This is a genomic window from Collinsella tanakaei (genome assembly GCF_016902615.1).
Taxonomy (GTDB): Bacteria; Actinomycetota; Coriobacteriia; order Coriobacteriales; family Coriobacteriaceae; genus Collinsella; species Collinsella tanakaei_A.
This window is the reverse complement of the sequence record NZ_JACJMB010000006.1, coordinates 36815-49948: the sequence shown is the minus strand read 5'-3', so window position 1 is coordinate 49948 and position 13134 is coordinate 36815. Positions and strand designations below refer to the sequence as shown.

At 63.7% G+C, this 13134-nt stretch carries 9 protein-coding genes; 7 read left to right on the top strand and 2 right to left on the bottom strand.

Annotated elements, in window-relative coordinates:
• Positions 1 to 3: 3 nt before the first annotated feature.
• Positions 4 to 1914 carry an ATP-dependent zinc metalloprotease FtsH gene (gene ftsH / locus H6A21_RS03430; RefSeq protein WP_204560242.1) on the top strand — a complete coding sequence of 637 codons (1911 nt, stop codon included), beginning with the start codon at positions 4 to 6 and terminating at the stop codon, positions 1912 to 1914.
• A gap of 507 nt (positions 1915 to 2421) precedes the next feature.
• Positions 2422 to 3432 (top strand): NYN domain-containing protein, encoded by a 1011-nt coding sequence (locus tag H6A21_RS03425; protein WP_204560240.1) that lies wholly within the window; start codon positions 2422 to 2424, stop codon positions 3430 to 3432.
• Between the two features lie 100 nt (positions 3433 to 3532).
• Here H6A21_RS03425 and H6A21_RS03420 read toward each other — a convergent pair whose 3' ends face one another.
• On the bottom strand, positions 3533 to 4618 hold the full coding sequence (locus H6A21_RS03420; RefSeq protein ID WP_204560239.1) for an iron-containing alcohol dehydrogenase family protein: 1086 nt from the start codon (positions 4616 to 4618) through the stop codon (positions 3533 to 3535).
• Positions 4619 to 5119: 501 nt separating this feature from the next.
• Between H6A21_RS03420 and H6A21_RS03415 the strand changes: the two genes are divergently transcribed.
• The gene (locus tag H6A21_RS03415) at positions 5120 to 5878 is read left to right on the top strand and encodes a CPBP family intramembrane glutamic endopeptidase (protein ID WP_204560237.1); all 759 of its coding nucleotides are present in this window, start codon (positions 5120 to 5122) and stop codon (positions 5876 to 5878) included.
• A gap of 224 nt (positions 5879 to 6102) precedes the next feature.
• Here the strand turns inward: H6A21_RS03415 and H6A21_RS03410 are convergent, their stop codons facing one another.
• Positions 6103 to 7080, bottom strand: coding sequence for a Gfo/Idh/MocA family protein (locus H6A21_RS03410; protein ID WP_204560235.1), 978 nt, complete (start codon positions 7078 to 7080; stop codon positions 6103 to 6105).
• Positions 7081 to 7250: 170 nt separating this feature from the next.
• Here H6A21_RS03410 and H6A21_RS03405 point away from each other — a divergent pair, with 170 nt between their 5' ends.
• The 4 genes from H6A21_RS03405 (at position 7251) to H6A21_RS03390 (ending at position 13112) form a co-directional block, all read left to right on the top strand.
• The gene (locus H6A21_RS03405; protein WP_204560233.1) at positions 7251 to 8051 is read left to right on the top strand and encodes an MBL fold metallo-hydrolase; all 801 of its coding nucleotides are present in this window, start codon (positions 7251 to 7253) and stop codon (positions 8049 to 8051) included.
• 565 nt (positions 8052 to 8616) lie between these two features.
• The gene (gene ileS, locus H6A21_RS03400; protein WP_204560231.1) at positions 8617 to 11421 is read left to right on the top strand and encodes an isoleucine--tRNA ligase; all 2805 of its coding nucleotides are present in this window, start codon (positions 8617 to 8619) and stop codon (positions 11419 to 11421) included.
• A 96-nt stretch (positions 11422 to 11517) separates the two neighbouring features.
• On the top strand, positions 11518 to 12108 hold the full coding sequence (gene lspA / locus H6A21_RS03395) for a signal peptidase II (RefSeq protein ID WP_239462620.1): 591 nt from the start codon (positions 11518 to 11520) through the stop codon (positions 12106 to 12108).
• Positions 12105 to 13112: an RluA family pseudouridine synthase gene (locus H6A21_RS03390; protein WP_204560229.1), complete on the top strand. Its 1008-nt coding sequence runs from the start codon at positions 12105 to 12107 to the stop codon at positions 13110 to 13112. Before lspA ends, H6A21_RS03390 begins: the two co-directional genes overlap by 4 nt.
• Positions 13113 to 13134 lie beyond the last annotated feature (22 nt).

The window sequence follows — 13134 nt, the reverse complement described above, 5'->3', positions numbered from 1 at the left end:
CCTATGGAGATGGATGATCATAAGCGTAGACGGAATATGATCCTCTACGTCCTCATCGCGTTCGCGCTGTACCTGGTGCTCAGCCAGGTGCTGTTCCCCCGTCTCACCACGACGCAGGAGATCACCGAGGTCCCCTACAGCACCATGTTGAGCGATCTGGACGCCGACAAAGTCGACAAGATGGATTACACGGCGGGAACCGACAACGTCGCGCTCTATACGCTCAAGGGCGACAAGGAGGGCACGGCGTACCAGACGACGGTCCTTCCGAATTCGGAGGATTACCTCGCTCAGAAGATCGATGAGTCGTCGGCGGAGGTCTCGGTCATCATCCCGAGCAACGACTCGGGTATGTGGCTGTACCTGCTCATCACCTTGGCGCCGATCATCATCTTCTTCCTCATCGGTTGGTGGCTGAACCGCAAGATGAAGAAGGCCATGGGTGACGACAACCCCTCGATGGACTTCTCGAGCGGCTTCGGCGGCTTCGGCGGTGGCGGCGGCCTCGGCAAGTCCGGTGCGCGCATAGTCGCCTCCAAGGACGTCGGCGTGACGTTCAAGGACGTCGCGGGCCAGGAGGAGGCCAAGGAGTCCCTGAAGGAGGTCGTCGACTTCCTGGAGAAGCCTGAGCGCTATGAGGCCATCGGTGCCAAGCTGCCGCGCGGCGTGCTGCTCGTGGGCCCTCCGGGTACCGGTAAGACGCTTATCGCCAAGGCGGTCGCTGGCGAGGCGGGCGTGCCGTTCTTCTCCATCTCCGGCTCGGAGTTCGTCGAGATGTTCGTCGGCCGCGGTGCCGCGAAGGTGCGCGACCTGTTCAAGCAGGCCAAGGAGAAGGCGCCCTGCATCGTCTTCATCGACGAGATCGATACGATCGGCAAGAAGCGCGACGGCGGCGGGTTCTCCGGCAACGACGAGCGCGAGCAGACGTTGAACCAGCTCCTGACCGAGATGGACGGCTTCGACAACAAGAAGGGCATCGTCGTCATCGCGGCGACGAACCGTCCCGACAGCCTCGACCCTGCCCTGCTGCGCCCCGGGCGCTTCGACCGCCGCGTCCCCATGGAGCTTCCCGACCTGGCGGGCCGCAAGGCCATCCTCGAGATTCACGCCAAGGACGTGAAGACCCAGCCGCCGATCGACCTGACCGCCATCGCGCGTGCCACCCCGGGCGCTTCGGGCGCTGACCTTGCGAACATCATCAACGAGGGTGCGCTGCGTGCGGTGCGCATGGGTCGCTCTCGCGCCACCCAGGAGGACTTCGAGGAGTCGGTGGAGGTCGTCATCGCCGGCCAGCAGCGCAAGTCCACGGTGCTGTCCGATCATGAGAAGCAAGTCGTTGCCTACCACGAGATCGGTCATGCCATCGTGGCGGCGAGCCAGAAGGAAGGCGCCCCGGTCACGAAGATCACCATCGTTCCGCGTACGAGCGGCGCTCTCGGTTACACCATGCAGGTCGAGCAGGACGAGAAGTTCCTGACCACCAAGCAGGAGGTGCTCGACAAGCTGGCGGTGTACTGCGGCGGCCGCGCGGCCGAGGAGCTCATCTTCGGCGAGATGACCACCGGTGCGGCGAACGACATCGAGCAGGCGACGAAGCTCGCCCGCAACATGATCACCCGCTTCGGCATGTCCGAGGAGTTCGGCATGATGGCGCTCGGCACGGTGCAGAACGCCTACCTCAATCAGGACACCTCTCTCACCTGCGCCCCCGGCACGGCCGAGCGCGTGGACGATGCGGTGCAGAAGGTCATCTTCGACGCGCACGCGCGCGCCCTGCAGATTCTGCGCGAGAATAAGTTCAAGCTGCATGAGCTCGCGCGCTATCTGTACAAGAAGGAGACCATCACGGGCGAGGAGTTCATGACGCTCATGAAGCGCGAGAACCCCTATATGCCCAAACCGCAGCAGCAGTAGTGGCTCGATCTCCCCAATCGGGTTTTAGGCGCCCGCCTCGGATCGATCTGAGGCGGGCGCCTTCGTGATATCAGGCCGTCTATGTGCGGTATTCAATATGGATCAGGCCAGCCGTCGGCCTTTCGGGCGTCGACGGCGTTTGGGCGCGGAGGCTCAACGCGACTGTGTTGCCACGCATTTGCGGTATTAGGCGAGCTTATTTCGCGCTGTGAGAAACCGGCATGTTCTCTGCCCTGTTTGAGGCAATATCCGCAGGTAATCTGGATGTCCCGGGTGGCCCTCCACGCCCGATCGATTCTGGGTCGCAAAATTCCGTCCAGGCGTTGCATCCGAGGGGCCTGCTGCAGCCTTCGGGCGGAGCGTGTGAGTGCGGTGTGGGTATCCTCTGGCAGGGCGAGCCTGCCGCGCGTGAACCAGGTGGGATGCAAGGTCTGTGAGAACTTCGCCCTCACTGAGATTCTTTAAAACGGGGTACCATGACAGGGATACCAACAACGAAGGGGGCCTATGGCGAGCTCGTACGATTCCGACTTGCGGTTCGCAATCCTTATCGACGCGGACAACGTGGCGGAGAAATACATCAAGATCATCTTGGAAGAGGTGGCGAACTCCGGTATCGCTACCTATAAGCGCATCTACGGCGACTGGACGAGCCCTAGGCTTGTAAGCTGGAAGAGCTGCCTGCTCGACAATTCGATCGTACCGATGCAGCAGTACAGCTACACGTACGGCAAGAACGCAACCGACTCGGCGATGATCATCGATGCGATGGACATCCTGTATTCCGGCAATGTCGACGGGTTTGCGATCGTAAGCTCTGACTCCGACTTCACGCGCCTGGCTGCGCGCCTGCGCGAAAGCGGTATGCAGGTGATCGGCATGGGGGAGCAGAAGACCCCGCAGCCGTTCATCTCCGCGTGTAACAGCTTTAAGTACCTGGATCTGCTCTATGCGGCACATAAGGCGGAGGAGGAAACCGACGAGGACGACGATGCCGATGAGGCTGCATCTCGTTCCCGGTCACGGAAGCGCTCGAGGTCGAAGAGCGCTAAACGCAAGGATGCCAGTAGCGGGAAGGCTTCCGGCGACGCGGCGGCTTCTGCATCCTCTGAGGCTGATGTTGCTGAGGACAGCGTCCATGCGGCCCCGCCGCGCCGCCGTCCCGGTGATGCTGGGGGTCAGACGCCGCTCACTGTGGAGACCGATGCTGCCGATGATGAGGATGACGACGGCGAAGAGGTTCCCTTCGGCGAGATGAGCAAGGCGGACCGCCGCCGTCACCTCAAGAAGATCCGCGAGACGATCAATGCGATCGTGGACAAGTTCTCCGACGACGACGGATGGGTGTCGCTCGGTCAGCTTGGCGACCAGCTCTCCAAGCGCCTGCCCGACTTCGATGTCCGCAACTACGGCTTCAAGAAGCTCCGACCGTTCCTGAAATCGCTCGGCGCCTATGAGTTCGATGAGCCGACCGGGGAGAGCGGAAAGCGGCAGATTTACCTGCGCGTGCGTGATTGAAAGCCGAACTCTCCTACATGATTGATTGAAAAGGCCGGCGGGCCGGACGTGTGTCTGCGTCCGGCCCGCCGGCCGTATGGGTAGGTCTTGGCCAGCTGCGTTAGCTCAGCGAGCGACCGTAGGTGTCGGCGGTCTTGATGGCCTCGATGAAGCGAGTGTCCTCGAAGGGCTCGGGGTTGCCCTGCTTCCACTCGTTGCTGGTGTGGGCGAACTCGGTGAGCTGCTCGAGCTGGCTTTCGTCCAAGTCGATCTCGGCGAGCGTGACAGGCAGGCCGAGCTTCTTGTTGAACTTCGCGTAGCGCTCAAGCTCGGATGTGTTGCTCGCGTAGGCGAACATCACGAGCACGCCGAAGCTCACGACCTCGCCGTGCAGGTGCTTGCCCGCGCGATGCACGCCGGTGGAACCGTTGTAGAACGCGTGGGCGAGGGTGGAGTTGTAGTAGAAGTCGGGCTGGTTCGTGAGGTTCGAGACGTAACCCGTGTTCACCACGATGTCGAGGGCGATCTGGCGCACCGCCTCACTCGAGCGGTTCGCGCGCACGTCGGCGAGACCCTGGACACCCCAGGTCATGAGGGGCTCGGTGCAAGTGTGGGCGAGGGCGAGGCCCAGGCTCGCGGTATGGCCGAGCTCACGGGTGCTCGTGGCCCACTCGACCTCGGGCTGCTTGGACAGGGCGTCGCCGATGCCGGCCCAGAAGTACTCCTCGGGCGCCTCGGCGATGATGCGCGGGTTGATGAAGATATGCGCCGGGCACGGCGGGTAGGCGTAGCCCTCGAGCGACCCGTCGTCATGGTAGATGACGGCGATGGCCGTGGCGGCCGAGCAGTTCGAGCAGATGGTGGGGACTGAGAACACGGTCTTGTTGAGCTCGCTCGAGGCAGTCTTCACCGTGTCGATGGCCTTGCCGCCGCCGATGGCGAACGCCACGTCGGCATCGCGGAATGCGGGGGCGTCCAGCAGGCGGTTGACGTTGGTGCGCGTGGAGTCCTTGCCGTAGACGATGGTGTCGAGCACCTCGATGTCGGTGCCAGCGAGCGCTTCCTTGATGCCGGGCGCGGCTGCAGCGAGCGCGCGCTCGCCGCCGACGAGCACCACGGTCTTCGCGCCGTAGCTCGCAAGGGTCTCGGGTATGGCGTCGAAGGCGTCCTCACCCACGGTATAGTCGCTCATCTGGATGGTACGCATTGAGCTCCTTCTTTCTTGTTATGGCCTTTGCCTTGTGATGCAAATTGTGAAGAGTATAGGTCTCAACCATTTCCATTGGGTTTCGGTTGTTTGAGGTGGCGCCTGCGTGGTCGAATCTTTCGTGTGTGGGTTCGCTGCGGCTTGCTTTGGTTATGCGTTCAGATCGAGAGGGCGCTCGATTGCATGCGCAAGCCGCTTCGATGGGCGAGGTGGCGACCGGGTGTAAGGTGTTCGCGTATTGATTGGCCCCTATGGCCGTGCGGGAGGTTAAGACGTTATGGAGATGGACGATGTAAAGACGAGATGGACGATGTAAAGACGCGGACGCGTGCTCCCCGGGCGCAGGTCGTCGCCGGAGCGGTGCTGCCTCCGGTGCTCGTCGGTGCGTTCCAGCTCGTGCTTGAGCCGGTGCACAGCGCCTTGGTTGAAGCCTCTTCTGCCGGTGCCGTTCCGGGTGGTGTTGCAGCCGCGGCATAGGTCTATGCCCTGACGAGTGCGATTATGCTCGGCGTGCCGTTCATCTTGTTCTACCGTTTGGTGCTGCGCTCATGGCTACGAGGGGTTGTATCCAGAAGGGACGGACGGTCGTCTGCGCTGCAATCGGATGCCGCTGCGGTGCCTTCGTATCTTCCGCATGTGCGACAGCTGCTCTGCGCAATTCTGCTCGTAGTCGGTCTCGCTTTTGTTCTTCAGGCGCTCAATGGCGCTTGTCGCGCCTTTGCGCCATGGATGTTTGATTCCGTCCGTGCTGCCCAGGAGAGCGCGACTGCGGGGAGCTCGATGTCGGAGGGGACTTCGTTTGCCGTCACCGTCGCCTCGGTTGTTTCGGGATGCGTCATCGCCCCTGTCTTTGAGGAGTTATGGTTTCGCGGGGCGTGGCTTGTCGGATTGGCGCGCGCCTGCGTTCCGTTCGCGATTGCGAATGTAGTTCAGGCGGTCGTGTTCGGTCTGTTTCATTTCAGCGCGTACCGGGCGATGTCGGCGTTTATTCTTGGTGTGCTACTCGGGCTGTTGGTCAAGCGAGCTCACTCGGTTGTTCCCGGCATGGTCGCCCATGCCCTGCACAATCTTATCTCCGGCTTGCCCATCGTACCGCAGGCGCTCTACTCGCTTGGCTTCTATCGTGCGGCAGATGCACTCGCGAACATCCCGTATGGCGCGGGGCTCGATGGCTACACAGCGGGGCTTTTGTTCGCCTTTGGCGTTGCGGGCCTGCTGCTTGTTGCTCTCGCGATTTGGCGCACCCGCCCTGCGGCGTGAGCGAGAGTGCCTTGAGGCACCGAAAGTTCCGGTTTTTGATGTTACCGCGCGCAGCTGAAATGACGAACTTGCCGTGAGTTTCGCTAAGAAGGTCTCTGAGCGAAACTCACGGCAAGTTCGTTCTCGCCGAAGTGATGCGGAAGGACGTGTGCGTTCGTCCATGTTCGAGCGGCAGCCGCTTCGCCCTTCCGCATAATCATGTGGGTCGCGTTCAGGCGAATCTTCTACTCGAACGGATACACGATGCCGAACTGAGCGCGGATGGCGTCCATCTGCCGCATGAGCTCGAGCGTCTCGGCATGTGTCATCTCCGGGCACTCGATGCTGCCCGCCTCGATTGCGCGTTTGCAAGCGAGCACCTCGTACTCGTAGCCCGTGATCTGCTCGGGAACCTCGATGGTCTCACGAAGCGAGCTGTTGAGGCCGTCGGCGTCGTAGACGAAGATGCGCTGCGGGTTGTTGATGTTCTCCACCATGATGAAGCCCTCGGTGCCGCAGATGAGGCCGCGTCGGTCGGTCATGGTGTGCATGGTCGTGAACATGGTTGCCATGCGGCCGTCGGCATAGGTGAGCGTGACGGAATCCTGCCCGTCGACCCCGGTTGCGGTCGGCACCATGTGCGCGTCGATGCGCGCGATGTCGTCTCCGAGCACCATGCTGGCGAAGTTCAGCGGGTAGACCGTCAGGTCGAGCAGGGCGCCGCCGGCAAGCTCAGGTGCGACCATGCGCTCGTTCATGTCGACCTTGTAACCCAGGTTCGCATCCACGGTGAGCACGCGGCCGATGGAGCCGGAGGCGACGATGTCGTCGATGATTTTGCGCGAGGGCATGTAGCGCGTCCAGATGGCCTCGGCGAGCAGCAGCCCTTTGGCACGCGCACGATCGATCATCTCGCGCGCTTGCGCCTCGTTGACGGCGAAGGCCTTCTCGCAGAGCACATGATGGCCAGCCTCGAGCGCGGCGAGCGTCCAGCGGTGGTGATGCGAATGGGGGAGGGCGACGTAGACGAGGTCGACCTCGGGATCCGCGAGCAGCTCCTCGTACGACCCGTAGGCGCGCTCAAAGCCCCAGCGCTCGGCGAAGGCCTCGGCGCGCGCAAGGTCGCGTGCGGCGACGGCGTAGTTTTGCGCCTCGTCCATCTTCGCGACGGTTGCGGCCATCTGGCTCGAGATGTTGCCGGCTCCAAGGTATCCGATCTTCATATAGCTGGTCTCCTTTCACGATCTGCGCTCTCATTGTCGCACGACCGAGTCGTGCGGGGGTGCTCGCTCGTGCCGATATCATGGTCTACCGCCTGCTGGCCTGGGGCCGTGCGCTATCATGACCCGGTGTCCGCCGGGGAGCGGATCGTCGAATCGTCAAAGGAGCGCACGTGGAGATCACCGTTCTCGGCACCGGCAACGCGCAGGCTACCGCTTGCTACAACACCTGCTTTCTGGTGCGCGATGGCGACCGGTGCCTACTCGTCGACGCCGGCGGCGGTAACCTGATTCTTTCGCGGCTCGAGCAGGCCGGTACGAGCTGGCGCGACGTCCGCGAGATATTCGTCACGCATAAGCACATCGACCACCTGCTCGGTGTCATCTGGCTTATGCGCATGATCTGCCAGGGCGCGCAGCGCGGCACGTATGCGGGCGAGGCGACCATCTACGCCCATGATGAGGTCGCAGACCTGCTGGAGAGCCTGGCGCAGAGCCTACTGGGTGCAAAGATCGCCTCCGAGATCGGGCGCACCCTGCATATCGTGCGCGTCTCCGACGGCGAGACCCGCGAGGTCATGGGGCATGCGGTGACGTTTTTCGACATCGGGTCCGCGAAGGCGAAGCAGTTCGGCTTCGCGATGGATCTGGGGTCGGGCCGTACGCTCACGTGCTGCGGCGACGAACCGTACAACGAGCGGGAGCGCGTCTATGCGGAAGGGACGACGTGGCTTCTGCACGAGGCGTTCTGCCTGGCAGGCGAGGCGGATATCTTCCATCCGTACGAGAAGCACCATTCGACCGCGCTCGATGCGGCGCGCCTTGCCGAGCGCCTGGGTGCGCGAAACCTCGTGCTCTACCATACCGAGGACAAGAACCTCGCGCACCGTTGTGAGCTCTACACCGCCGAGGCCGCGACCGCGTTTTCCGGGGGCATCTACATACCCGACGATCTCGATACCATCCAGCTGTAGGACTCGGGCGCCGAACTTGCCGCCGCTGCCACGCAGCCGGCGGCTCGCACCGAGCTCATCGGGAAGCGTCTCACGCCTGGCCGCATCGGGCGCTTGCTTCCGGAATGCTCTGGCTGATCGGTCACCCTGCCGGTTCACAGGCAGGTCCTGTGGACGCAGCGTTCATCTCGCATTTCGACCTAAGCCTTCCCAATACGGTCACAACATGTAACGCCTTGCGTGCTACAATACCCGCCAATGGCTGTGAAGGGGAGGAGTAGCCGGTCCCCGCGCGTCACGAGAGAGCAGGCAGCAGCTGAGAAGCCTGTGCGCGCGCCCGTGTGAAAATCACCCCGGAGCTGCGGCCCGAACGGCAGGAGCCTCTGCCCAGTAGACGTCGCCGGGACGACCGCCGTCATGTGGTCGGCCGAGTTGTGGGCACGCAGGTGCCTGAAGCTGGGTGGTATAGCGAGGAGCTTGTCCGCGGGTGCTGAGCATCCGCCACCATTGAGCGCTTCGTCCCAGCTTGCAAGGGACGGGCGCTTTTTTTCATGCGAGAAGCGCCCTCGAGACGAAGGGGGTATTCGTGGCCAACGAGTACAAGAGCAGCATGAACCTGCCCAAGACCAAGTTCCCCATGAGGGCGGCCTTGGCGCAGCGCGAGCCCGAGCGCCTGAAGCGCTGGCAGAAGAACCGCGTTTACGAGCAGATGCTCAAGAAGAACGAGGGGCACAAGAAGTTCATCTTGCATGACGGCCCTCCGTATGCGAACGGCCCGATTCACGTCGGCCACGCTATGAACAAGATCTCGAAGGACATCATCGAGCGCTACTGGGCCATGCAGGGCTACGAGACGCCGTACGTCCCCGGCTGGGACTGCCACGGCCAGCCCATCGAGCACAAGGTCGAGGAGATGCTCGGCACCGAGAAGTTCAACGCCACCCCGACCGACAAGATCCGCGAGCTCTGCCGCAAGTTCGCAGTGGAGAATCTCGACCTGCAGCGCGAGGGCTTCAAGCGCCTGGGCGTGCTCGGCGACTGGGACCATCCCTATCTCACGCTCTACAACCAGCACGATGCAGCCGATATCGAGGTCTTCAAGGCCATGTTCGACCGCGGCATGATCTACCGCGGCCACAAGCCGGTGCACTGGTGCAAGCACTGCCACACCGCGCTCGCCGAGGCCGAGATCGAGTACGGCGACGAGACGAGCCCCTCCATCTACGTGCGCTTCGAGCTTACCTCCAAGCCCGCCGGCCTCGAGTCCTTCGACGGCCCGGTCGACTTCGTGATCTGGACCACGACCCCCTGGACCATCCCGTCCGACCAGGCCGTATCGCTCAAGCCCGGCGCGATCTACACCGCCATCGAGCATGACGGCCGCGCCGAGATCATGCTGAAGGACCTCGCTGAGAAGGTCTGCGGCATCGCCGGCTGGGAGTGCACGCCGGTCATGGTCGACGGCGCGCCCTATGAGGTACCTGCCGAGACCTTCGACCATCTCCACTACAAGCAGCCGATCTTCGATGGCATCGAGGGCGTGGCGCTGCTCGCCGACTACGTGGGCACCGAGGACGGTACCGGTATCGTCCACAACTCGCCCGGCCACGGCGTGGATGACTACTATGTCTGCATGAAGGAGGGCATGGACATCTGCATGCCCGTCGACGACGACGGCAAGTTCTACGTCGGCGACACGTTCGGCACGGGCGGCCCGTTCTCCGGCATGGACACCGACGAGGCGAATCCGCACATCATCCAGTACCTGCGCGACCATGGCACCCTGGTTGCCGAGGTCAAGATCACGCACAGCTATCCGCACTGCTGGCGCTGCAAGAACCCGGTGCTGTTCCGCGCGACGGACCAATGGTTCGTCTCGATGGACAAGACCGGCCTGCGCGAGGAGGCGCTCGACCAGATCCGCAACCACGTCACGTGGTACCCGGCGCATGCGGCCAACCGCATCGGCGCCATGGTCGAGCAGCGTCCCGACTGGTGCATCTCGCGCCAGCGCAACTGGGGCGTTCCCATCCCGAGCTACACCTGCGCCGACTGCGGCGAGAAGGTCATGAACGACGACACGCTCGACGCCGTCATCAAGCTGTTCCACGAGAAGGGCTCCGACGCCTGGTTCACCGATGCGCCCGAGAGCTACCTCGGTGACGCCTGCGTGTGTCCGAAGTGCGGCGGACATCACCTGAAGGCCGACCGCGACATCCTCGACGTGTGGTGGGATTCCGGCGTGTCGTGGCGCGCGGTCTGCGAGGGCCGCGAGGAGCTCCAGTATCCGGCCGACCTCTATCTCGAGGGTTCCGATCAGCATCGCGGCTGGTTCCAGAGCTCGCTGCTCACGAGCGTGGGCGCCAACGGCATCGCCCCATATAAGGCGGTCGTCTCCCAGGGCTTCACGCTCGACGGCCAGGGCCGCAAGATGTCGAAATCGCTCGGCAACGTCATCGACCCGAACAAGGTCTGCGACGAGATGGGCGCCGACATCCTGCGCCTGTGGGTGGCCTCGGTCGACACCTCGACCGACGTCGCGATCGATCACGAGATTCTCGCGCGCACCTCTGACGCCTACCGTCGCTTCCGCAACACGTTCCGCTTCCTGCTCTCCGAGCTGGAGGACCAGTTCGACCCGGAGACCGACGGCGTGGCGTTCGAGGACCTGCTGCCGCTTGACAAGCTCATGCTCGCGCGTCTCACCCAGGTCCAGGCCGAGGTCGACGACGCGTACGCCTCCTATGAGTTCAACCGCGTCTACCGCACGCTGTACGACTTCGTGGTGACCGAGCTGTCGAACGTCTACCTCGATGCGCTGAAGGACCGTCTGTACTGCGAGAAGGTCGGGTCGCTCGCCCGCCGCAGCGCCCAGACCGTCACGGCCGAGCTGCTCTCGATGCTCTTGCGCGACCTGCAACCGATCCTGTCCTTCACCTGCGACGAGGTCATGGCGTTCGCGCCCGCCGGCTGCTGCGACCACCAGGAGTACGCGGCGCTGCTCAGCTGGTACCAGGCTCCGATCACCCTCGAGGTGGCCAACGAGTACAAGCCTGTGCTCGAGGCAGCGCTCGAGCTGCGCGGCGTGGTGACCAAGGCTCTCGAGGACGCCCGCGCTGCCGGTACGTTCACCAAGAGCCAGGCGACCCGCGTCATCGCGACCGCCCCGGCCGAGGCCTATGCACTGCTCACCGGCGAGCACGCCTGCGACCTTGCTGAGTTCTTCATCGTCTCCGAGGTCGAGCTCACGAGCGGCGAGGAGTTCACCGCTCGCGTCGAGGCCGCCCATGGCGAGTGCTGCGACCGCTGCTGGAACTACCGTGAGTCCACGGGCGTTCACGGCGAGCATGCCCACATCTGCGACCGCTGCGCCGCCGCCCTCGAGGCCTAAGCGCTGTCTTCATCGGGGACGGGGTTGTTTGGAGCCATGTGGCACCAAACAACCCCGTCCCCATCCGTGCCACGTGTTTTCTGGAGAGGAGGGCGCATGACGATGGACACCCCCCGTACCGCCGAGGAATTCGTCCCGTCGCGCGCATGGCGTGCCGTGTGCGCGCTCGCGCTGTTTTTCGCATTCCTTATCGTCGACCAGGTGACGAAGGTCTTCATCCGCGGGCTTGTCGCCCATGGGTTCGTCGCCGCCCCGTTCATCCCCGGTGTGCTCGAGTTCCGCTTCGCCGCGAACACGGGCGCGGCGTTCAGCCTGGGCGAGGGGTTCGGGTTCGTGTTCGTGCTGCTCGCCATCGCGGTCGTCATCTTCACCGTCGCCTACCTGTACCGGGCACCGCTCGTCTCCAAGCTCGAGGTCATCGGTCTCGGCATGGTCGCCGGCGGAGCGGTGGGCAACGCCATCGACCGCCTGCTGTTCGGATTCGTCACCGACTTCTTCTGCGTGCAGTTCATCGATTTCCCGATCTTCAACGTCGCCGACATCGGCATCACCTGCGGCGCGATCATCGCGTTCATCGGGTTCGTCATCTCGCCGGCGAGCAAGGTTGACGCCACCCAGGAGCTCAATCGCCGCGATGCCGAGAAGCGGGCGCGCAAGGCCGCTCGCCGCGAGGGGAGGGACAAGTGAGCGACGTTCGCTTCCTTATCACCTCCGATACGGCGGGTGCGCGCCTCGATGCCTTCATGGGGGCCCAGGACGCCTGTCCGTCCCGCTCCGCCTGCGCCAAGCTCATCGAGTCCGGCGCCGTGTGCGTGAACGGCGAGACCGTCTATTCCAAAAAGCTCGTGCTCGCCGACGGGGACCGTGTGGAGGCGGAGCTTCCCGAGCCGCGCGAGGCGGGTCCCGTCGTGGGACAGGCCATCCCGCTCGACATCCGTTACGAGGACGACTATCTGATCGTGCTGTCCAAGCAGCGCGGTCTCGTATGCCACCCCGCTCACGGCCACGACGACGGCACGCTCGCGAACGCGCTCGTCTACCACTGCGGTATCGACCACCTGGGGACCCTGCAGGGCGATGATCGCCCTGGCATCGTCCACCGCTTGGACCGGGATACCTCCGGGCTCATGCTCGCCGCGAAGGATGACGAGACGCAGCGGGCGCTGCAGGACCTCATCCGCCTGCGCACGCTCGACCGCCGCTATATCGCGCTCTGCCATGGCTATATTGCCATGGATTCCGGCACGATCAATACCGGTATCGCGCGCTCCACCCGCGACCGCGTCAAGATGGCCGTGTCCGACGACCCCTTTGCGCGCCAGGCGATCACGACCTTCCAGGTGCTCGAGCGCTTTGAGGCGGCCCGCGGCGACGATGGCTACACGCTCGTCGAATGCCATCTCTACACAGGGCGCACGCACCAGATCCGCGTGCACATGCGCCATATCAACCATGCGCTCGTGGGCGATCCGCTCTACGGAGTGGGGTCCGAGCGGTCGAACCTCGGCCTTACGCGCCAGTTTCTCCATTCGTGGCGCGTCTCGTTCGACCATCCGGTGACCGGCGAGACCATCGAGTGCCGCGATACGCTGCCGTGGGACCTGGCCGCCGCCTACGAGGAGATCTGCGACCGCTCCATGGGCCGCACGGAGGTAGGCGAGCGCATCATCCCGCAGCTCATGTACGAATAGCGCTCGACACACGTGTTGTTCG